This window comes from Opitutales bacterium (genome assembly GCA_013215165.1).
Lineage (GTDB): Bacteria > Verrucomicrobiota > Verrucomicrobiia > Opitutales > JABSRG01 > JABSRG01.
Window position 1 is genome coordinate 1 of the sequence record JABSRG010000014.1, and the last position, 22,189, is coordinate 22,189.

At 49.7% G+C, this 22,189-nt stretch carries 20 protein-coding genes; 14 read left to right on the forward strand and 6 right to left on the reverse strand.

Features of this window, described 5'->3' with window-relative positions:
* Window positions 1-316 precede the first annotated feature (316 nt).
* On the forward strand, window positions 317-2,074 hold the full coding sequence (locus HRU10_04345) for an assimilatory sulfite reductase (NADPH) flavoprotein subunit (protein NRA26462.1): 1,758 nt from the start codon (window positions 317-319) through the stop codon (window positions 2,072-2,074).
* A 25-nt stretch (window positions 2,075-2,099) separates the two neighbouring features.
* Here the strand turns inward: HRU10_04345 and HRU10_04350 are convergent, their stop codons facing one another.
* Entirely contained in the window at window positions 2,100-2,429 is a 330-nt protein-coding gene (locus tag HRU10_04350; protein NRA26463.1) for a hypothetical protein, read from the reverse strand.
* A gap of 358 nt (window positions 2,430-2,787) precedes the next feature.
* Between HRU10_04350 and HRU10_04355 the strand changes: the two genes are divergently transcribed.
* The 5 genes from HRU10_04355 to HRU10_04375 all read left to right on the forward strand — a co-directional run bounded on the left by HRU10_04355 (window position 2,788) and on the right by HRU10_04375 (window position 8,241).
* Entirely contained in the window at window positions 2,788-3,216 is a 429-nt protein-coding gene (locus HRU10_04355; protein NRA26464.1) for a hypothetical protein, read from the forward strand.
* 11 nt (window positions 3,217-3,227) lie between these two features.
* Window positions 3,228-3,587, forward strand: a complete 360-nt coding sequence (locus HRU10_04360; protein ID NRA26465.1) for a hypothetical protein — start codon at window positions 3,228-3,230, stop codon at window positions 3,585-3,587.
* 3 nt (window positions 3,588-3,590) lie between these two features.
* Window positions 3,591-4,724, forward strand: coding sequence for a P1 family peptidase (locus tag HRU10_04365; GenBank protein ID NRA26466.1), 1,134 nt, complete (start codon window positions 3,591-3,593; stop codon window positions 4,722-4,724).
* A gap of 155 nt (window positions 4,725-4,879) precedes the next feature.
* Complete coding sequence (locus HRU10_04370) at window positions 4,880-5,791, forward strand: rhomboid family intramembrane serine protease (GenBank protein NRA26467.1); 912 nt, start codon at window positions 4,880-4,882, stop codon at window positions 5,789-5,791.
* Window positions 5,792-5,829: 38 nt separating this feature from the next.
* Window positions 5,830-8,241: a carboxy terminal-processing peptidase gene (locus HRU10_04375; GenBank protein NRA26468.1), complete on the forward strand. Its 2,412-nt coding sequence runs from the start codon at window positions 5,830-5,832 to the stop codon at window positions 8,239-8,241.
* Between the two features lie 29 nt (window positions 8,242-8,270).
* Here the strand turns inward: HRU10_04375 and HRU10_04380 are convergent, their stop codons facing one another.
* The gene (locus HRU10_04380) at window positions 8,271-9,557 is read right to left on the reverse strand and encodes a glutamate-5-semialdehyde dehydrogenase (GenBank protein ID NRA26469.1); all 1,287 of its coding nucleotides are present in this window, start codon (window positions 9,555-9,557) and stop codon (window positions 8,271-8,273) included.
* Between the two features lie 193 nt (window positions 9,558-9,750).
* Here HRU10_04380 and HRU10_04385 point away from each other — a divergent pair, with 193 nt between their 5' ends.
* Complete coding sequence (locus tag HRU10_04385; GenBank protein NRA26470.1) at window positions 9,751-10,944, forward strand: response regulator; 1,194 nt, start codon at window positions 9,751-9,753, stop codon at window positions 10,942-10,944.
* Window positions 10,945-10,986: 42 nt separating this feature from the next.
* Here the strand turns inward: HRU10_04385 and HRU10_04390 are convergent, their stop codons facing one another.
* A complete protein-coding gene (locus HRU10_04390; protein ID NRA26471.1) occupies window positions 10,987-12,174 on the reverse strand; it encodes a KamA family radical SAM protein in 1,188 nt (395 codons plus the stop codon).
* A 135-nt stretch (window positions 12,175-12,309) separates the two neighbouring features.
* Between HRU10_04390 and HRU10_04395 the strand changes: the two genes are divergently transcribed.
* The 6 genes from HRU10_04395 to HRU10_04420 all read left to right on the forward strand — a co-directional run bounded on the left by HRU10_04395 (window position 12,310) and on the right by HRU10_04420 (window position 17,689).
* A complete protein-coding gene (locus HRU10_04395; protein NRA26472.1) occupies window positions 12,310-12,585 on the forward strand; it encodes a helix-turn-helix transcriptional regulator in 276 nt (91 codons plus the stop codon).
* Window positions 12,585-13,736, forward strand: coding sequence for a glutamine-hydrolyzing carbamoyl-phosphate synthase small subunit (carA, locus tag HRU10_04400; GenBank protein NRA26473.1), 1,152 nt, complete (start codon window positions 12,585-12,587; stop codon window positions 13,734-13,736). The genes HRU10_04395 and carA overlap by 1 nt, the downstream gene beginning before the upstream one ends.
* Window positions 13,737-13,834: 98 nt before the next feature.
* Window positions 13,835-14,656 (forward strand): inositol monophosphatase, encoded by an 822-nt coding sequence (locus HRU10_04405; GenBank protein ID NRA26474.1) that lies wholly within the window; start codon window positions 13,835-13,837, stop codon window positions 14,654-14,656.
* Window positions 14,657-14,690: 34 nt separating this feature from the next.
* On the forward strand, window positions 14,691-15,275 hold the full coding sequence (locus tag HRU10_04410) for a hypothetical protein (protein NRA26475.1): 585 nt from the start codon (window positions 14,691-14,693) through the stop codon (window positions 15,273-15,275).
* A 135-nt stretch (window positions 15,276-15,410) separates the two neighbouring features.
* Window positions 15,411-16,922 (forward strand): sulfatase-like hydrolase/transferase, encoded by a 1,512-nt coding sequence (locus tag HRU10_04415; GenBank protein NRA26476.1) that lies wholly within the window; start codon window positions 15,411-15,413, stop codon window positions 16,920-16,922.
* 2 nt (window positions 16,923-16,924) lie between these two features.
* Window positions 16,925-17,689, forward strand: coding sequence for a helix-turn-helix domain-containing protein (locus HRU10_04420; protein NRA26477.1), 765 nt, complete (start codon window positions 16,925-16,927; stop codon window positions 17,687-17,689).
* 267 nt (window positions 17,690-17,956) lie between these two features.
* On the opposite strand, the gene rsmG is transcribed toward HRU10_04420, so the two are convergent.
* On the reverse strand, window positions 17,957-18,652 hold the full coding sequence (gene rsmG, locus HRU10_04425) for a 16S rRNA (guanine(527)-N(7))-methyltransferase RsmG (protein ID NRA26478.1): 696 nt from the start codon (window positions 18,650-18,652) through the stop codon (window positions 17,957-17,959).
* 96 nt (window positions 18,653-18,748) lie between these two features.
* On the opposite strand from rsmG, the gene HRU10_04430 reads away from it, so the two are divergent.
* Window positions 18,749-19,846 carry a cyclic nucleotide-binding domain-containing protein gene (locus HRU10_04430; GenBank protein NRA26479.1) on the forward strand — a complete coding sequence of 366 codons (1,098 nt, stop codon included), beginning with the start codon at window positions 18,749-18,751 and terminating at the stop codon, window positions 19,844-19,846.
* Window positions 19,847-19,863: 17 nt separating this feature from the next.
* On the opposite strand, the gene HRU10_04435 is transcribed toward HRU10_04430, so the two are convergent.
* Window positions 19,864-20,748 (reverse strand): hypothetical protein, encoded by an 885-nt coding sequence (locus tag HRU10_04435; GenBank protein ID NRA26480.1) that lies wholly within the window; start codon window positions 20,746-20,748, stop codon window positions 19,864-19,866.
* A 93-nt stretch (window positions 20,749-20,841) separates the two neighbouring features.
* The gene (locus HRU10_04440) at window positions 20,842-21,972 is read right to left on the reverse strand and encodes a DNA polymerase III subunit beta (protein NRA26481.1); all 1,131 of its coding nucleotides are present in this window, start codon (window positions 21,970-21,972) and stop codon (window positions 20,842-20,844) included.
* Between the last annotated feature and the right edge of the window lie 217 nt (window positions 21,973-22,189).

The window sequence follows — 22,189 nt, forward strand, 5'->3', positions numbered from 1 at the left end:
AGACAGCATAGGGCTTATCATGGTCAAAACCGCTATTTTTCAATTTTGACCAATAGACACGATCAACCGCTACAGCCCATCAATACTCAGGTTTGATCTCCGCCATCAGGTCTTATGGGATGGCTGTGAAATTTCTTTGGGTAATTCATGTCTTTCGACTGGGTATTTTTGTCGAGACATAAAACGAGCCAAAAAGGACAAGTCTTAGAGCATCCATCGATTGAACCTATAAATTCTCCTTCACAGCCTCATCAGCACCACAAAATCCTTGCCATCAAGGGTCTACAAAATCAGGGTTTTCGGCTATTTTCTTATCATGCTTCCTGATCACGCACCGTTCAGCCCTCAGCAAAAACAATCCGTCGAAGGCTTGATTGCCACCCTCTCTCCCGAGCAGCAATCCTGGCTCAGCGCATACCTCGCGGGCTTGTCTACCTCAGTGGCACCTGTTGCTACCGCACCCGCGACCAAGCCCAAGGTCACCGTTCTCTACGGCACCGAATCTGGTAACTCAGAGAGCTTGGCAGACCAAACAAGCAAGCGACTTAAAGGAGCTGGCTACAAACCCAAGGTAGTCAACATGGCCGACTACGATGTAGCCCTGCTGCCTAAAGAAGAAGTGTTGCTGACTATCTGTTCAACCTGGGGCGATGGTGATCCACCCGCAGATGCCGAACCTTTTTTTGATGCACTCATGGCCGAAGACGTAGCCAAAATGGAGCATACACGCTTTTCAGTCCTCGGCCTGGGCGACACCTCTTATGAGAAATTTTGCCAGTGCGGCAAAGATCTCGATTCCCGCTTCGTTGCCCTAGGCGCACAACGCCTCAGCGATCGCGTCGATAGTGACGTCGAATTTGATAAACCCTTTGAAGACTGGCTGGGGGCCATCGAGAAAGCACTGGGGGCCGGTGCCGCACCTGTGACAGCAGTTGCGACTACCACCACAGTTGCGTCACCAGCCGTTGAATATACCAAAAAGAACCCCTTCCCATCACCCGTCCTCGAACGGGTGAATCTCAATGGGGCCGGCAGTGCTAAAGAAACAATCCATGTCGAACTCGGGCTGGAAGGTTCGGGCTTAACCTACAAACCAGGCGATGCCTTGGGAGTAGTGCCTACAAATGCTCCCGAGCTCATCGAAGATTTCTTGAAAGCGACTGGCTTGAAGGCAGAAGACTCGTGGAACGGATCACCCTTAGGCGATCAGCTCGTAACCGATTTCGACATCCGCACGCTCAGCAAGACGTTCGCGAAAAAATATGCCAAAGCGGCGGGCAACAGCGATCTCGACGCTTTGCTCAACGATGCCGAAAAGCTGGATAACTATATGTGGGGACGAGAAATTCCTGACCTCATCCAGGATTATCCTGCTAAATCAACGCTAGAACTCCCTCAAATGATGGAGCTTCTTCGCGGCCTCACTCCACGTCTTTATTCGATCGCATCCAGCCTGAAAGCACATCCAGATGAGGTGCATCTGACCGTTGGCGTGGTGCGCTACCAGACGGGAGAACGCCTCCGTGGGGGAATTTGTTCTACCTATTTAGCCGACCGCTGTGGCGACGCGATCAACGTCCCCACCTACATCCATACAAATAAGAATTTCTTCCTCCCCGAAGACACCGATACCCCCATCATTATGGTCGGGCCCGGCACTGGGATTGCTCCCTTCCGCGCATTTATCGAAGAACGGGCCGCCATCGGAGCTCAAGGCAAGAGCTGGCTGTTCTTCGGCGATCAACATTTCGCCACCGACTTCCTCTACCAGCTAGAATGGCAAGATTATTTCAAATCCGGAGATCTCACCAAGATTGACTTGGCTTTCTCTCGGGACACCGCCCAAAAAGTCTATGTCCAGCACAGGATGCAGGAACGGGCGAAAGACCTCTACGCCTGGCTTGAAGAAGGCGCGTACTTTTACGTCTGCGGCGATGCGAGCCGCATGGCTAAAGACGTCCACAACACCCTCATCGACGTCGTAGCTCAAGAAAGCGGAAAATCACGCGAAGACGCCGAGGCCTACGTCAAAGCCCTACAGAAAGAAAAACGCTACCAGCGCGACGTGTATTGAGCGCCAGCTGGACCGCGTGGCTACATCAAGCTGACAGCCTGCGTTTCCGGATCTCCTTCCAAGCATCTAGGCTGAGGGTTTCGGTATAGATGCTGGCACCGCTAGACTGACGGATGTGGACACCGCCATTGGTTTTGATAATCGGAATGTAAACGCTGATACCGACAATCTCTACATCATTCCAGATGCCGTTGGAGCCCTGGATTTGGATCTTGTCGCCAACTCTGGTATGTCTTGAGAAGAAAAGGGCAATGCTCGCAAGAATATGTGTGACTTCGCCCTTAAAGAGCCCGAGAAGAATCGTGGCAAAAAAGGAGATAACATGGAGGTTCGTGAGATCGATAGGGTCGTTCATAGCGTATAGTGGTTGAATGATACTTGTCTGAGACGTCCTCAGGATGCTGGAAGAGACTTTAGAGACTTGAGGGCCGATACAGTCAAGGGATGAGGCATTCATTCCCATCACGCTTCGAGCTCCCAAACCGATAGAAATTGAGCCGAGCTTCAGTCTCCTAATATCACGTCAATCGCTCTTCATTACGGCTTAATAATAGCTACACTCCCCACGCACTATTTCAGCCTTATCGAGAATTTAGAACGGGAAGGATTAGTCAAAGTCACAAGAACCTAAACATCTCCATAACGTCCCTCTGCAGAAACATCGAATGTCCTTTTGCTCGAGAAACCCTAAAAGACTATTACACAAGCATACCATGCCAGACTACATCATGATCAAAGTCTACAACCTCCTTCACTTCGCCGGGATTTTTCTGGTGTATTTAGGTTATGGAGGCCTGATCTTTCGAGCTGCTCTAGGCAGTGAAGACAAAGCGCTACGCAAGTTTGGCGGAATGATGAGCGGGATCGGGCTGTTTTTAATTTTGCTGGGCGGCTTTGGCATGCACGCACGCCTCGGTTATTCGCACGGTGATTTCTGGTTTCTCGCAAAGATGGCCATCTTCCTCGTCCTGGGAGGCAGCATCGCCCTCATCAACCGGAAGCCTGCGCTCAATAAGGCATGGTTTTTCATGACCCTTGCCCTGGGTTTAATCGCTGCCTACATGGGCTCGTTCAAGCCGACGCTGGGAACAAGTGAGCTGGCATCAGAAGAAACTATTGAAGCGACCGACACCCATGAGTGAAGATTAGTTGAATGGCCTGTGTAGCGTTTGGCGAAATACTCTGGGACGTCATTGAGGGTAGAGAATACTTGGGCGTTGCACCGCTCAACGTGTGTGTTCATCTGGTTCAACTCGGACTGAATGACGTCAGCATTTACTCAGCGGTCGGCTCAGACCTACGCGGATCGCGCGCGCTTAAGAATCTCGAAGCTAGGAATTTCGATACCATCGGTGCGGGCGACGCCCTAATTGCAGGATATCTTTTTGACGTGCTACACGGTTATACACCTCCTGCATCTCTCGACCTCGGAATGCGCCTAACGGATAGCGTGGTGTCTCATGCTGGAGCTACCCCAGTGATTGACGCACAGCGCATCCTGCCTTCCTCATAGGGTATGACTCCTTTGCGCCCTGCCCTACTGATTTTTGTTTCTTCCGTCATTTTCGCTGAGACTCCCCGGGAGAGCGGCATTGATTTTCCTGGAAATCCCGGTCCACACAACGCCATCACCGACGTGAACGGGGTCACAGTCGGCCATACTCAGGTGATCAAAGATCAGGACAACGGCACCCCTCTAGCGCGCTCCGGAGTTACGGCACTACTACCAAGAGGCACAACACACGACCCGGTTTTCGCGGGTATCCATGCGCTCAACGGCAATGGCGAAATGACAGGAGCGCACTGGATTAAAGAAAGCGGATTTCTGGAAGGCCCGATCATGATTACCAATACACACAGCATTGGTGCGGTGCATGAGGGCACCATTCTGTGGATGCGTGAACGCGCTTACCATGACGGGGGCCTCGCCGCCCTCCCAGCTATCGCGGAGACCTGGGACGGTTTTCTCAACGATATCAATGGCCTGCACGTACGTCCTCAGCACGCAATTGAAGCACTCGACACAGCCAGCTCGGGACCCGTTTCTCAAGGTAACGTCGGTGGTGGAACGGGTATGGTATGCTTTCGATTTAAGGGCGGCATCGGAAGCAGCTCGCGCGTTTTTGAGATAGAGGGCACCGAGTACACACTCGGTGTTTTGGTCCAGGCGAACTTCGGCCGTCGCCGAGATTTTACGCTACGTGGCATTCCAGTAGGCAAATTACTGCCAGAAGGACGTGCGCCGCTTCCAAAGCGTGGCGCACCAGCTCAGACCGAGCCCGAGGGCAACTCCATTATCGCCATAGTGGCGACGGATGTCCCCCTGCTACCCCACCAACTCGAGCGGGTGGCTCAGCGCGTCAGCCTGGGCGTGGGTCAGACCGGCGGAACAGGTAAAAACTCATCCGGCGACATATTTATCGCATTTTCTACTGCCAACCAAGGTGCATGGAGTGATCCAGGGTCTAGCTATCATACCTTATCGGCTATCAATAATGGCTCAATCGATCCCGTATTCGACGCAACAATCCAGGCTACGGAAGAAGCAATCATCAATGCCTTGTTTGCAGCCGAAACGATGACCGGCCGAGCAGGCAATACGGTGTTTGAACTGCCTGAAGACGAAGTCGTTGAGCTTTTTGAAAAATAGCGGCTCAAATCCGAATACATGGTGTCTTTTCAGCTTCCCTTTTGTAGATGCTCAATATCGCTGCAATCAACCCGATGATTAACAGCTAGATATTTTTGCTTTATCGAGTAGGGTATCGATTACACACGCGCTCAATGATTCACGACCGTCCTTATATGCAATCTCCCTACCGCCCGCAAAAGCTGGGTTTTTTAGTGGTCTTTGCGATCCTCTGTGTAGCGGTATTTGTTGTGCAGAGCCTGGCAGAAGTGATGTTTTCTGGGTCAGCAGTAAGGCGATTCGTCTATGATTGGTTGGCACTCGGAATAGAAAATATTCTCAATTTCAAAATTTGGACTTTATTCAGTTATTCCCTACTGCATGGCGGCTTGCTGCATATCCTGTTTAATTTGCTAATCATAGTCATGATTGGCACTGCTCTCCAACGGGACATTGGAGAAAAGGCAGTGACGATGCTGACGATTCAATCGATCGTGGCCGGAGCTGTGGGATTTTTATTGGTCAACTTTCAACGGGAGGACTCGATCGTCCTGGGGGCTTCAGCCGCAGCTGTTGGAATTTTGGTCACCTACTGTTTGCTCCACTACGAGCGCCCTATTACATTTATGCTGTTTTTGGTCCTCCCAGTAACAGTCCGCGCCAAATGGATTCTGTGGATCACTGTCGGAATCGATTGCTTCCTGTTATTGACCCGAGAACTCCCTGGAGCAACAGCCGGTAGCTCCATAGCGCATTCAGCTCACCTAGGCGGCGCGATTGCAGGTTTTCTTTTCTTTCGCTTTGCCCTCGGTGGCGAATTCGCATTCGGGCTGCCCAGTTTCGGGAAGAAGTCTACTAGCGAAACATGGCGTCCCAAAGGCTTCCGTGATGCTGCAGAGTCTGCTCCACCCAAATCAAAATTTTCTTACCGCCCCAGTAAACAAGTCGTGAATGTGGAAAACAAAGGCGACTTCGAAAAGGAGGTAGATCGCATCCTAGAGAAAATCTCAAAGGATGGCATGGGAGCCCTCACTGCGGACGAACGGGCCGTTTTGGAAAAAAAGGCGAGCACCATGCAACGCCGTTGACCAGCCATTCCCGAAATACACCCAATCAACTTTTTATCATGACCGCATATATCCATCGAATCACTCGCTGTAGCTGGATACTCACCGTTCTCTTTATCGGTGTTTATTCCGGCGCGTTTGGGCAAAACGCGGACACGGAGCAAGAAGAACTCAAGCCGGCAGAGCCGCTCAAAGCAACCACCATGATGCGGCGGGAAACGCAGTGGGTCGTGGGCATGGTCGAACGCGCCCATTACACTCAACGAGCCATTTCAGAGCTGGACTATGAGACTTTTATCACCAGCTACATGGCGGATCTCGACACCAACCACCTCTACTTTCTACAGGAGGATGTGGATGAATTTTCGATCCGCTTTGCTAATAGCATGCGCGGTTGGTTGCGTCGAGGTGACCTCTATCCAGCTTTTGAAATCTTCAATCGCTTCCGCGAGAACGCTCTAGAACGCATTCGTTGGATCGAAACACGTCTCGATTCTCCTTTTAATTTCACCTCAGCTGAGTCGTATCGCCCCGATCGTGAGGAAGAAGGCTGGCCTCTCTCGAATGAGGATGCCAACACGATCTGGGAACGTCGCCTCACCTACGAACTACTTAATGAAGTGCTTCCCGATGTCATGGAAGCCAAAGATGAGCTCGATGACGAAGCCAGCGAGGAGGCTCTTATCCAGGCCGGTGTAACAGCCCTGGATAAAGCTCTTCCAGAAGCTGTGGATAAACTGAAACGCCGCTATCAGCGTTGGCGTGAAAGTCTTCTCGAAATCGACAGTCACTCCGTCCAAGAAACCTACATCACCGCGTTGACTCATCTCTACGACCCGCACTCCACCTTTATGTCAGCAGACACGATGGAGGACTTCGCGATGTCGATGCGCAACTCATTCGTCGGCATCGGTGCCCTGCTATTTGATGAGGATGGATACTGCACCATCCGAGAACTCCTCCCCGGAGGTCCCGCTGAACGCAGTCGTGAATTAGCCTCTGGAGACGTCATTGTCGGTGTGGGGCAAGGACGCGAGGGCAATTTCGTCGATGTCATCGACATGAATCTCAAGAAGATCGTAAAACTCATTAAAGGTGAGCGCAGAACACTGGTACGCCTAAAGATACGACCGAATCCAGAAAGCGCAGAAGAGAGGATTATCTCCCTCGTCCGCGACGAGATTAAACTCACTGCAAACCTCGCCAGTGCAGAGATCCATGAAGTTCCTATGGGCGAACAGACCGTTGCGGTGGGTGTGGTAGATCTTCCCTCATTTTACGGCGGAGAGGGCGCAGAAGTGAACAGCACGACTGCCGACGTCGAGGAGCTCATCGGAAAACTTTCCACTACCATGTCAGTCCAAGGGCTGGTCCTCGATTTGAGGCGTAATGGTGGAGGCCTACTCTCTGAAGCGATCAGCCTGACCGGCCTATTCATCCCAGAAGGACCCGTCGTGCGCGTGCGCGATACACTGGAAAATACGCGCGACCGCTTCGATGAAGACTCATCTTATGTTTGGAGGGGTCCATTATCGGTCCTTGTTTCGCGTTACAGCGCTTCAGCGTCCGAAATCGTCGCAGGGGCACTTCAGGCTCATGACCGAGCGATTATCGTAGGCGATGAAAACACGCATGGGAAGGGCACCGTGCAGGCAATTTTTGAAATGCCTAACCGTTCTTTACTTTCCCAACTCACAGCTGAAAACACAGGCGCAGCCAAAATCACTATCCAAAAATTCTATCTTCCTAACGGATCCTCTACCCAGCACCTCGGTGTATCGTCTGATATCGATATGCCTACGATAAATACGCTCCTTCCCATCGGCGAGTCCGACCATGACAATGCCCTACCTTGGGACACGATCGAACCAGTTCGATGGGGTATGCGCACAGACGAGTTTCCTGACATTTCTTGGCTCAATACCGATATCCGCTCCATGCTCCTTGAGCGCAGTACTGAGCGCCAGGAGCTCTTGCCGGAGTTCGATTATATCCGTGGATACATCGAATGGTTCAAACGCGAACGAAAGAAAGAACTCGTGTCACTGAATCTCGAGCAGCGCATTTCAGAGCGCAAACAAAACAGCGAACTGCGCGATGAGATGGATGAAGAGCTACGGAGACTGGCAGAATACAATTTCTCAAAAAGCGAAATTCTGCTCAAAATCCAGGAGGAACAAGATGCCCTTGCCGAGCAGTTTGAAAAGGATATCGCCGAAATTCGCGCCGAGGATGAACAAGCTGATAACGAAGAAAAGTCTGAGTCAGAAGAAGTCGCCCAAATCGAGGAAGAAGAGGAGGTCGAGGATCTTCCCGACTTTGATATCTACCTTCGAGAAGCACTGCGCATCACCCGCGACTGGGTTGCGCTTGAGAGTGGCTCTTTAGCTGAGGTCGTAAATACACCAGAAAAGATGCTGGTTAAAAAAGATACAGCTGTATCTATAGAGGCAGCTACGCCTCAACTTTGAGTCTCCGGCAACTAACCCGACACGTTGCCCTAGTCGGTAATCTGCCCTTGGCCGATAATCTGGTATTTATAAGTGCATAGCTCTTTTAGGCCCATGGGACCACGAGCATGTAAACGATCCGTGGAGATCCCGATTTCTGCACCCAGACCGAAGGCATAACCGTCCGTAAATCGTGTCGATACGTTCCAATAGACTGTAGCCGAATCGACTCCATTGAGGAAAAGCTCGGCAGCAGCAGCATCTTCGGTCACGATAGCATCAGAATGAGCTGAGCCGTAGCGGTTGACGTGAGATACCGCCTCCTTGATTGAATTCACGACTTTTATCGTAACGATCTTGTCGAGATATTCCGTGTAAAGATCCTGCTCTTCAGCAGGTGAAAATTTGATGCCCGAGGCACGTAGAAGAATAGCCACCGCAGCGCCATCGACCCGGAGTTCAACATCTTCATCTTGGAGAGCCTTACAGAGCTGAGGCAGCAGGGTTTTCGCGATCTCGGCATGAATAAAAATATTCTCGATCGCGTTGCACGCACTGGGCTTCTGAACCTTGGCATTGATGGCAATCTTGATTGCCATCTCTGGATCAGCTGCCTGGTCAATGAAAAGATTACAGATACCTTGGAAATGTTTTATGACCGGGATGGTCGAGTTTTCGGCCACATAGCGGATAAGCCCGTCACCACCACGAGGAATGATGCAGTGGATATATTCATCGAGCTTGAGCAGGTGTTGCATAGCCTGGCGGTCGGTAGTCGGGACCAGCTGAACCATAGCGGTATCCTGACCGTGTGCTTTGAGCGCTCGGTTAATAAGCTCGTTGAGAAACGCGTTCGAGTGGAATGCCTCTTTTCCACCACGTAAGATGGCAGCATTACCTGATTTCAGACAAAGAATGGCACAATCGACCGTAACGTTAGGACGCGACTCGTAGATGATTCCAATGACGCCTATGGGCACGCGCACTTTGTCTATCTTCATGCCGTTGGGGTGATTGACACTTTCGATGACTTCGCCAACGGGATCTTCCAAACTAACGACCTGCCGGACACCATCTACCATGGTCGCAATGCGTTTGTCGTTTAGCTCGAGCCGATCAATCAAAGATGCAGACAGATTGGCGCCCTTGGCATAGTCGATATCTTGGTTGTTGGCTATTTTGAGGCCGTCCGCATGCTGTTCAATGAGGTCAGCCAGAGTCCTTAAGATCGCGTTTTTTGTCTCGGTCGGGAGCACAGCCAGCTTCAAGGCAGCCGAGCGGGCTTGTTTAGCCAGCTCAGTCATCTGATCCTTCAAATCGACTTCTACATGCGACATACTCATGTAGAAACCCTGAACCATTGATGCCTCCAGCACAAGTCCTGAGCAAAGTGGCTATAATTCTTTAGTTTCCTTAAGATTGAGTTGCGCTCGTCGACCCTACAAAGGTCCAGAATCGATCCGATCAACCACTCGTTTCTTGAATAGCACAGGAAAAACTCAACCGGCCGTAGAGGCAGATACGCGTGAAATGCCCGCATTCAGAGGCAGTTCACCAGCTTGGGCGATTCAATATGCACCCGAAGCTGAGTTTCCTCCAGGAACTGTGGAAGCGATTACCGAGGTCCTCGTGATCGAAAGTAACGAGTCTAATTTTCAACACCTGCGTCACCTGTTACCTCCCACGCACAGTTGCGATTTTGAGTTCCACTGGACTCAGAGCCTCGACAAAGCACGCCGGATGATCGAACAACGACCCTGGGATCTCGTTTTTTTCGATCTCAACATGGCCGCTGAAGAGCACACCGAACCGGTCCTGAAAGAGATCGAGGAAATTTCTGCTAAACTGCCGTTGATCATACTCACTGATATGGCACATGAGCGCCTCGCCCGCGATGCCATCCGTCGTGGAGCACAAGACTACATGATCAAGGGTGAAGATACAGCTGCGGCCCTGCATCGTAGCATCTGGGCCGCCATGGATCGCTTCAATCTGACCCGAGACCTAAAGGGGAAAACTCAGGCGCTTGAACAGGCCTTTTGGCAAAAACATCAGTTTCTCAACACCCTCACTCACGAGATTAAGACACCAATGAACGGTATCCGTGGAGGCGTGCAACTGCTGCGCGAAGACTGTATGGGTCAGGAACAACTCGATAGCCTGGATTTAATCGACGTCGCTATTGGTAATTTGATGAGCCTGATCGATAACCTTCTAGAACATGGTAAGGCCGAAGCAGGGCAACTTGAGCTACGACGCGAGCCCGTGAGCATTTTCGATATTACAGACCCAGTAATGGGAACTTTCACCATGGCCTGTGAAGTAAAAGGTATTCGGTTAGAATGGGATATAAAAGATCCCATGCCGGAAACCGTAAATGTCGATCGGGTGCGTCTCCACCAAGTTATATCAAACCTTGTCGGTAATGCAGTAAAGTTTACTAGGATCGGCGAAATTCGACTCTCCTGCTACCACGATGACATCGCCAACACCCTTCACTTCTCTGTCAGCGATTCAGGTTGCGGCATTTCTGAAGATGACCAAAAGACCATTTTTCAACCCTACAACCAAGGCCATGACTGTGATCTTTCCCAAGCTGCAAAAGGAACTGGCTTGGGCCTGGCTATATGCCGAGAGTATGTGAAGTTGATGGGGGGTGAAATCTCTGTGCACAGTGAAGTGGGTCAAGGCGCCACCTTCGCATTTTATCTCCCAGTGGGTTGATGTAATTTGTCTAGTTCCGCAGTTCGCCGCTGACCGATTGCTCTAGTCCACAAATGCCAAAGCCGCTTCAGGATCGGTAACTTGGGCGATCGTATCGTTGATGATCGGATACTCGTAACGCTCACCTTGAAAATTACGCATTATAATCCGATCTTCTCGGACTTCCTGGACATACTCAGGGTTAATCGGAATTTTCCCACCGCCACCTGGAGCATCGATAACAAATTGAGGGATACCATAGCCAGATGTGTGACCACGAAGATGTTTGATGATTTCGATACCCTTGCGCACATCCGCGCGCAAATGGCGGGAACCTGTGATCAGATCACACTGGTAAAGATAGTAAGGCCGAACTCGCATCATGAGCAAACGATGGACTAGCGAGCGCATCGTATCGCCGTCATCGTTGACTCCGCGCAACAAAACAGACTGATTGCCCAACGGGACGCCTCCTTCACAAGTAAGACGTTCGCAGGCTGAACGAAGCTCCTCAGTACACTCACGGGGATGATTGACATGAATACTCATCCAAATCGGGCCGTGTTTGCGAAAGACCTCACACAGCTCTGGAGTAATGCGCTGGGGCATGAAAACCGGAATACGTGAACCGATACGAATAAACTCGATGTGCTTTATCGCACGTAAACAACCCAGGAGGTAATCGAGTTTCTTCTCATTGAGCAGCAAAGGATCTCCGCCGGATAACAGCACATCACGGATCTGCGGATGGGTCTCTATGTAGCGCAATCCCTCTTCAAACTCAGGATGGAAATTATAGTCTTGAGCATTCGAAACGAGGCGGCTGCGCGTGCAATAACGGCAATATGAAGCGCAGCGATCAGTAACGAGAAAGAGCACGCGATCAGGATATCTGTGAATAATACCTTCGACTGGCTTCGTATTATCTTCACCCACCGGATCAAGCAGCTCTTCGGGTGATGTCTTCATCTCGCCATCGCGAGGAATGACTTGGCGGCGGATGGGACAGTCGGGGTCGTTGACGTCGATGAGGTTGAAGAAATAAGGGGTGATCGCGAGAGCCAGCTTGCTGTTTGAAAAATAACATCCAGCGCGTTCTTCAGGAGTCAGCTCGAGATAATTCTCCAATTGGTCGACTGAGGTGATCCGGTTCTGAAGCTGCCACCTCCAGCGCTTCCAATCTTTCTCCGGCACGTGAGACCAATGGCCTTGCCCGCTAAACCATGATTCGTGAGCGTCTTGAGGATACATATGCGTCAATCGTTGGAATAAACCAATAAAGCTTTTAGCGAGTATTGATGTATTTACATTTGTCAATGGATTCGCCAGAACGAAGGAGTGCAATGCGAAAAAATTAGTGAAGGCCTAAAAGCGCTATCAGATCCGATGCGGCGACGGATTCTTGCGCAGCTTCCAGATGAAGCAAATTGCACACGGGGTAATAATGTTTCTCAGCTGGCCGATACACTAGGAGCCCCACAACCCAGTATTTCGCATCACTTGAAAGTGCTACGGATGGCGGGTCTTGTCGATTTTCGCAAAATGTGCCGCGATGTTTTTTATTGGCGCAACCCAGATGCGCTCCATCGCCTGATCGATGGCATGGGCGATTCCATCAGTTTTGATTTGCGGGAAAAAAGCGAGCCGGTAGCAAAGAGTTAATGTACGAATCTAGCATCCTCGCTTTTGAAGATGGCACGGTTTTCCGTGGCCGCGGCTTTGGCGCCGAAACGACTACTGTAGGGGAAGCCTGCTTTAATACCAGCATGACGGGTTATCAAGAAGTCCTTACTGACCCTTCATACCACGGTCAGATCGTGACCATGACCGCTTCGCAGATCGGAAACTATGGTATCAATCTTGAGGACCCAGAGTCTTCTCATCCTCAGGTGAAAGGCTTTGTCATCCGAGAATTGTCACCCTGCATCAGTAATTGGCGTAGCCAGCAGGACTTAGACTCTTATTTAGCTGAGCATGGCATTCCAGGGATTGAAGGTTTGGACACGCGCGCCATAACGAAAAAATTGCGCATGGCCGGAGCGCTCAAATGCTGCCTATCAACAGCGGAAATTTCAGTCGAGGAGGCGGTGGAGCGCGCACGCAGCTGGGAGGGGTTAGTAGGCTCGGACTATGTATCAAAAGTGACTTGTGATGCGCCCTACGAATTTGATCCAGAGGGTGAAGAAAGTACGGTATTTTCCGTGCCGGGCACATCTCTGAACGCTATGGAGCCCATCACCCAACGATTCAAGGTCGCTGCCTTCGATTTGGGTGCCAAAAAGTCTATCTTTAAGCGATTGAAACTGCACGGCTTCGACGTCCACGTCTTTCCGGCAAATGCAAGCGCAGACGCCGTAAAGGAGGTAAAGCCCGACTGTCTCTTTCTCAGCAACGGACCCGGAGATCCATCAGTGGTTTCTTATGCACATCAAACGGTGAAAAGTTTGATTGAGCACTACCCCACTTTTGGAATCTGCATGGGCCATCAAATCCTGACCCATGCGATGGGAGCAAAGACTTTCAAACTCAAGTTCGGGCATCGTGGCGGCAACCAGCCGGTCAAGAATGTCGAAACAGGCCGTGTTTCGATCACTTCTCAAAATCATGGTTTTGCTTCTTCAAAAGAAGAACTCGAGCGCGTCGGGGCAATCGTCACTGAGATCAATCTGAACGACGAAACCGTTGAAGGCATTCGCCATAAGGACCTCCCCGTGTTTTCGGTACAATACCATCCTGAAGCGGCACCCGGACCGAGCGATGCGGACGCACTGTTTAGAGACTTCTATTCTTTGGTAAAAGAACACCGCGGGTAATTATCTTCTATTTCGATACTGCCTCGCTCCACGTATAAAACGGAGATTCTTTTATTTGAGTTTTGATTTCGCAGATCGATACTTAGGAGCATTCTAAAATGCGAAAGAATCATGAAAAGGAATTGCGGCACCGTATCAATGCGGGGCGCGTGGCCGTCGAAGCTCAGGTAAGTTTTTTTAAGGATCAATTGGGCCGGGTCGCGAGTGAATGGAAAGAGGATAATTCTCGGGTCACTTTCGCTGATTTTGCTATCTCTGAAAAAGTGATCGCGACACTGCGCGCTGATTTTCCTAAAGATGTCTTCTGTTCGGAAGAGGCAAATCCTGAGGATGAAGAAGTCGCTTTAGACCAACCTTTTGCGTGGATTCTTGATCCCATCGACGGCACCAACAACTTCGCGATGGGCTATCCAGTGTGCTGCATCGCCCTAGCGCTCCTCTTCGAAGGAACCCCGGTTTACGGAATCATCTATGACATGTCACGCGACTTGATTATGGAAGGAGGCCCAGAGTTCGGATACCTAGAAAAGAAGCGAAAAGTGCGCATCGATCTTTGTTCCAAAACCCTCGACCATAAGACTACGATCGGGCTACATTTCCCTTTAACCGCAGCTCAGCTGGGTTACCTACAGCCTCTTCTGAAAACTCATCGTGTTCGTTGCTTAGGTAGTTCGGCTTTGAGCACTTCGTATATCGCTAACGGATTGCTCGATGGTGTGATCGATTATCGCGTAAAAATTTGGGACATCGCTGCTGCCTATGCCATCATAATGGGGGCAGGGGCTCGTTTCCAATTTTTCGATAGTGCTATATTTCCGCTCACCTCCTTCCATGTCCGGATGCCGGCAACTCCGTTTTTTGCCGGGACTCCATATTTTTGTGACTACGCTCAGGAGCTGTTGAAGGCCAATCCTGTCTAGCGATAGCTATTTGTAATCAATAATAGTCCATCAAATGAAAGTTGTCGGATCCATCATCGCCCGTTTAGGCAGTAAGCGTCTCGCACATAAGAACCTCATGCCATTTCACGGAATGCCCTTAGTTGGGTATGGCATCAGGCTATTAGAGCGCTGTAAACGCCTCGATGTGATCGTGGTATCTACCGAGGATGAATTGATCGCGCGTGTTGCCCATGATTTTGGCGCACGCGTCATCCAAAGGCCGGTCGAACTTTCTGCCGACGATACCCCCTCGGTTCCTGTATTCCGTCATATCGCGGAATCCACTGACTGCACGAAACATGTAAACTTCAACATCAACTACCCCACGTGCAGTCCTCAAGTCATAGACGATGCGGTTGATAAACTAGAAACATTTGAGGAAGTCCTAACGGTTCCCCATGCAGTGTGGGGCCAAACGAGGGATTGTCTCGAAAACTATGGAGACCCATGGAAGATCACGGCTCACCCGTACCGCGATGAACGTGTCGGACCCATCGATATCCATAAGTATGACGATATCCTCGAAGCCTATCGTCAGAAACAGGGAGACATCAAAGACTGGGATGCGAACCAATCCGCTCATTCAACGGAATCGTAGAACCGGAGCATTCTGATATCCCACCTATCGAATTCGCGTTCCTCGCTCCCCTTATTGGTACCAAAACACACAGTATCGAGATATCTCGAAGTATTTACTTTCATAATTAATATTATATATTTATTATGATATAGCATGACCCAACCCAACATACTGCTCATCACCAGTGACCAACAGCACTGGTTTACTCTAGGCATCGACAATCCAGAGATCCATACTCCGAACCTGGATCGGCTCGCAAAGTCTGGAATGGTATTTGACCGAGCTTACTGCCCAAACCCTACCTGTACGCCCACACGCGCTAGTTTAATCACCGGACAATGGCCGAGTCAGCACGGAGCCTATACACTGGGGACGAAACTCATGGAGGACCACCCCACTGTGAATGATACCTGGCACAATCTCGGGTATCGTACTGGATTGGTGGGCAAAGCACACTTTCAACCCCTGGAGAGCACGGACGAGTTTACCTCACTGGAGGCCTATCCCCTCCTTCAGGATCTGGATTTTTGGCGAGACTTCGACGGATCTTTCTACGGATTCGACGATCTGGAAATCTGTCGCAACCACACAGACGAGGCCCATGTTGGCCAACACTATGCGATCTGGATGGAAGAAAAAGGGTTCACCGAATGGCGTGAGCACTTCAGAAAACCAACCGGCACCCGTGATCCCCAATTACATACCTGGTCTATCCCAGAAGAGTATCACTACAACACCTGGATCGCTGAGAAAACCAACCACTACCTCTCCGAATATAAAGCCAAAGACCAACCCTTCTTCCTCTGGGCTAGCTTCTTTGACCCACATCCATCTTACCTAGTACCCGAACCCTGGGACAAAATGTATGATCCAGCAGACCTGACACTTCCACAAGGCCAGCATGGTGAAGAGGAAACCGGATCTCCGTTTTTCAAACTCGCACGCACGGCCGGATCTAAGCGTGATGACTTCGGCATCTCAAAGCCACAGAAGACCATTCACGGCTTGATGAATCATAATCCATATCCGGTCAAACTGTCCAAGAATATGGCCATCTACTACGGCATGATTTCCTGCATGGACAAATACATAGGCAAGATACTCGATCACCTCGACACGCTGGGTCTCACGGAAAACACCCTCATCGCCTTCACATCCGACCATGGTCATTTTTACGGACACCACGGCCTCGTCGCCAAAGGCCCTTTCCATTTCGAAGATGGCGTCAAGGTCCCTCTGATCGTGAGTTGGCCCGGAAATGTACCTGCCGGAACACGCTCCGACGCTATTCAGAGTCTCGTTGACTTACCCACTACCTTTATCACCGCCACGGGCGCTGACATTCCCCATCACATGACCGGGCTGAACCAGCTTCCTTCATGGGCTGAGCCAGACACGCACGTACGCCACCACACTTTGGTCGAAAACAACCATGAGCCCGGCATCGCAGAAATGAAAACCTATATCAACCGACGCTATAAAATAACCCTATACGTTGGTTTTGATCATGGAGATCTTTTCGACTTAGAAAAGGATCCGGGTGAATTTAAAAACCTCTGGTATGATCCCAATCATGCCGAGCTCAAAGCACGACTTCTTCAGGAATTTCTACAAGCTGAGATGCTCAAGGAAGTCCGCCCTATGCCACGAATTACGCATGCCTAGTCGTGAAGTCAGAACGCCCGCCAAACACGACGCTAGAGCGAGGGCTTAAGATAGTCCGGCGTGTCTCCCAAAGCCACATGCCCTGTCGCTACACCGAGCTCAAAGCTCTGGCCACGGGTGCCAATGACTCCACGGTCTCTCGATTGCTCCATGATCTAGAGCGATTAAAATACCTTAGAAAAGTATCCGACATCGGCTATTGCGCCGGACCGGAATTGGCTCATTGGCAAGACTCGTTTAGACGTAACCAATCCCTATCCGAGATCCTGCAACAAGCTGTAGAAACCCTCTCAGAACAGACACTTGAATCGGCCGCAGTAGCGATTCTCGAAGAAACCCGCATCCACATACCTCATAGTATAAGCTATCCTGAAGGTATCTCTGTCGTGGCACCAGGGGGTAGGGTTCATTTTGAGGCCGATCACGCAGCGAGCGTGTGCATCCTCAATCAGATCCCGATGAATGAGCGAGACGCTCTGTTCCAAAGCCCTTCAAGCAGGATAAAGGATGAACATAGCTTTCAGGCAATTCAACGGGCATTGCATCGGCCGGAAGGGCTCGTCCTGGACCGATCAAGCGCGCGCGAAGGCGTTTGTCGTCTGGGCGCGCCCATAAAGATTGATGGCAAGCCTGGGGCACTGTTTCTATGCCTGACCCAACAATCCGCAGAAATACGCTGGGATACGCTAAGCACTAGCTTGCTGAACACACGAGATCAGCTGGAAAAGATACTCAAAGACTCAGAGCGCACATCTACGGGATATTGACAAAGCGCTTTGGGTCATTTGTTTACACAATCCCCTCAGTATTTTTTGCCATGTCCACAGAAAACAAAACTTCTTCGACTTCCACATGCTCATCGTCTTCATGCGCCAAGGCCGACAGCGCTCCAGCCAATGGCAGCAATCAAAACGGAAAGGGCGATGCACCACGTAATAATCTAAGCGACTCCTTCCGCAGTAACTACGAATCAATCAACTGGGGACGTAAGTAATTTTTGCAGGATGCATTCAAGAGGATGGGTATGAGTCGCGTTACCGCTTTTGTTTTTTTGGTTTTGTCTTCTTCTTAGCTGGTGGCCGCTTAGCTTTCCGGACTGTCTCGCGTTTAAAAAATAGGACGTACTTTTCACGGTAATAGTCCAAAGGAATCCAATCATAAATCTCATGGATCGCGTCAGGATTTATCTCGAGCTGATCGCACTCTTCCTTGTATAGACTGCCCTTGAGATAGATGAGTCCATGCTGAATGTCGTCTTCAAAATCGGGTCTCACGCGGTCACGGATCCAGTCAATAAAAGTGGGCAGTCCCGCCACCGCACGACCGAGTACCCAGTCATAGTCTTTCTTCATTTCCTCAACCCGCGCCCGTCGCAAGAGGACATTCTTCAATTTAAGCTTCAGCGTGATCGACTTGAGCACGTTGATCTTCTTTTCGACAGAATCGACGAGAGTAAACTGGGCATTAGGAAATAATATTGCCAATGGGATACCGGGCAGACCACCGCCAGTTCCCACATCGAGGATACGACTTCCGGCAGGAACGTGAATGAAACGAGATATCGCGAGTGCGTGGAGTAAATGATGTTCGACGAAATGCTCTGTGTCTTTCCGCGAGATCAGATTTACGTCTTCGTTCCAACGCAACAGTTCCTCGGCATAAGCGGCCAACTTCCTGATCCGTGGTGGTTCAATCTCCGGAAAATACTTTTCTACCAGGCTTAAATCCATTGATGACTGTTTTCATTCTAGGCCCTAAAACCAAGTTCAAATCCTACCAATAAAATATCCTCACAGAAAACCGGATACAAAGCCGAATTATTCGGTATGCGCGCCGCAATCCAGCACCCGTTTTTCAACTATTTCACCGATGAGGCGAAAGAGAAAATCATTACTGAAAAACCGCCCTTCGAACTAGGTCCAAATTCGGTCATTTTTGATGAAGGAGATGAGTTCGACGGCATGTATCTGGTGATCGATGAAAAGGTAAATTTCCATAAATCACTCCCGAATGGAAAACTTCAGTTCGTCAGCTATTCTGGACCTGGTTCACATTTTGGAGAATTAGGGATTTTTACGGATAAGCCGCGGTCTTTACGTGCTGTCACCGTATCCGTTACACACCTCATTCATATTGAAGAGGCGACTGTCATAGAATTGATTGAAAAGAACCAATTTCCATTGGTGAACTGCATCCAAGGACTCGTACACCACCTAAATGAGACAACAGAACAGTATGTAGAGTCGGTAGTTCAACAGCAGCAATTGGCCGTCGTAGGACAAATGGTCAGTTCGCTAATACACGATTTTCGCAGTCCGTTGGGGACCATCAGTCTGGGTGCTCAGTTTTTACAATCTCGCTTCAAGGAAGATGAGAAAGCAGTTAAGACCTGCACTACGATTGAGTCACAGGTTAATCGCATCAATCGAATGACAGTCGATATTCTCGATTACGTACGTGGCGAACATCACCTTGAGATTCGACCGATACACTTCCCGAAGTTTTTTGATGAGTTTCGAGAGTTATTTCCCAGTTTCTTCGAATCCTTAGAAACCGAAATCTGTTTTAAACGCGATCAGCCTTTCGTCCTCGCGGGAGACTTCGATCGGATCATCCGGATCTTTCAAAATTTAATTTCCAACGCGCTTGATGCTTTGGCGAACCAACCCGAATCGTTCGTCAAGATCTCAGCCAGGAATGAAGAAGATCAGGTAGTAATCACCGTAACTGATAATGGTCCCGGTATCCCCATGCAGATTAAGGACACCTTGTTTGAACCCTTTGTTACCCATGGAAAAAGCTATGGTACTGGCCTAGGGATGGCTATAGTCAAACGTTGCGTCGAAGCTCACAAAGGAACGATCGCTTTCGAGAGTGATACCTCAGGCACCTCCTTCGAACTTACTTTACCTATCAAACAGTAGGACAAAACACGGGCTCATTAACCAATTGCTTTACCCAAATAATTGAGAGACCAGATTTCTTTCCAGAGACGGTAACGCCCATTTGAAGACAGGACGCCATAGTCTTCGCGATACTCGTGTGCGTGCAGGAACCCCCCTTGGACGTTTGCCTGCTCCAATGCCTGTTGCTGACGATTGAGTTCCTCCAGGGCGTTATCATCAAAAGCAACCGGCTTAAAAGACTTCTTCAACACGCGCTGCTCATGGATTTCTACAAGCCGGTCGATTTTGCGCGTAAGGGGTCTTCGAGCCACATTCCAGCTCTTGGGATATATCCCTCCAAAAGGTAAAGGTAAGTTATTAGTTACTACACGCTGACCATCTTGGTCAATTGAGGTCAGAATAAAATATGGCGGGACACGCGATGAAGTCTGGGGCAGGAAAACCACCTGAATCCTCAACATTTTGTCGGCACGATCAAAAACGACATTTCTAATCATCAAATCCTGAATTAACAGAGCCTCATAAGATCCCTCTGTCTGATAACTGGATTCACGCATCCAGCGCTTCACGTCGATCCAGCGAGCGTCGATCGGCCATTCCTCTTTTTGAGACGTTCGATAGCGGGGAAACAGCGGAACCTCTGAAAAACTCAAAGCTCGGATATAGATCCAGTTATAAATGGTCTCTAAGAGGAACCAGATAAGAAAAGCGATGATGAAGACGGCCCAAAAGGGCCGATCTGTCCAACTCTGGGAAGTGACTAGGAAAGCAATTGTATTCGCAAACAATACCCAGCGCACCCAGCGATTAACGAGATTCAGTAACGGGTGCACCATGGATCGATTCGCTAGGGTAATCGTCAAGAAAACAGCGAGCAGAGCATAAGATACAAATTCGGCTATAGCTTGATCAGAGGACATTCTACAAAAGTTGTCACATTAAAAAATGGGTCAATCAGGGCGGTACTACTCATGCCGGCCCGAAAACTCGTTCTGTAATCGCGACCCAACGAGTTAGTTGAGGCGCAGAGGCATGATAACACAGAGAAAACTCTCGAGTGTCTTAAACACTCCGGGACTGAGTTCGTCCTTGAACTCGAAAAATACCTCGTCCTTGGTCAAGGCACGCAATGGCTCCATGACATAATATGGATTGAAAGCCACCTTCACTTCAGGGCCATCGTAAGCGATAGCCATCGATTCGTGTGAATCACCAAACTCAGCGCTCGACGCGGAAACTTCCAAAAGATTTTCAGTCACCCGGATCGCGACTGAGTTGTTTTTCTCACTGGTTACCAGCGCTGCACGGTGCACGCATTCCAAGAGAAGCTCACGCTCCACTTTGATACGGTGCTCAGTCTCCTTAGGTATGACCTGACGATAGTTCGGATAATTCCCTTCGACCGTTTTAGAAACAAGGTAAAGATCACCGGCAAATCCACTATCAGCAGAGTCGCTGCCCACAGTAACTGTGAAGGCTACCTGACGATCATTAAAAGACATCCTCACACTCTCGCCCTTACCGAGCAAACGTCCAAGCTCAGCCACAGTTTTTGCGGGTAAAATAAGGCTCCCGCCCCCAGACTCGCCGATTTCCATCTCTGAACCCACAAGCGCCAAGCGGCGACCATCTGTGGCAACTAAGGTAACCTTGTCGTCTGCGAAATTGAAAAATACCCCATTGAGGATAAAGCGATTTTCGTCGTTAGACTGCGCGTAAGACACTGATTTTATCATCTTCGACAGATCATCCTGATTCATGTCGAAAGAACGTTCATCCTCGAAGGAAGGCAATTTAGGAAACTCGTCGTGACTGATACCGACAATCTTAAATCGAGATCCACCTGAGGTAATCTGGACCGCGTTCTTATCACCCATCTCAACAAAAACATCCAAATGTGGCAACTCCTTGACGATCGTAGCCAACTTTCGGACTGGGAGGGTAATGGCTCCTGTGGCTTCTACTGAAGCAACGAGCGAAGTCCGGATTCCTATATCAAGATTCGTCGTAGTCAGGCGGATACCGCCGTCTTCTGCCTCAATAAGCACATTACCCAAAATAGGCATCGTAGCTCGAGAGCTGACTACGTTCAGGACCTGCTGGAGGCCATTGACGAAATGATCGCGGTTGATCTTGAACTTCATATGACGACAGAATGTTGCGAGCCCTGAAACTTACTGGCAATCAGAATATACTCCTATAATTTAAAGTATTAAATTAGTAATATTCTTATAGGTTGCGAACAACACCAATAAGCGACTAAATTCATTATTTATCAGGGATTTACGTAACTAGCAACCCGGTGGAAAAATTCTGGTAAGTCCTTGGTTTTTCACCGCTGTGAACAACTTATAGTTTGTT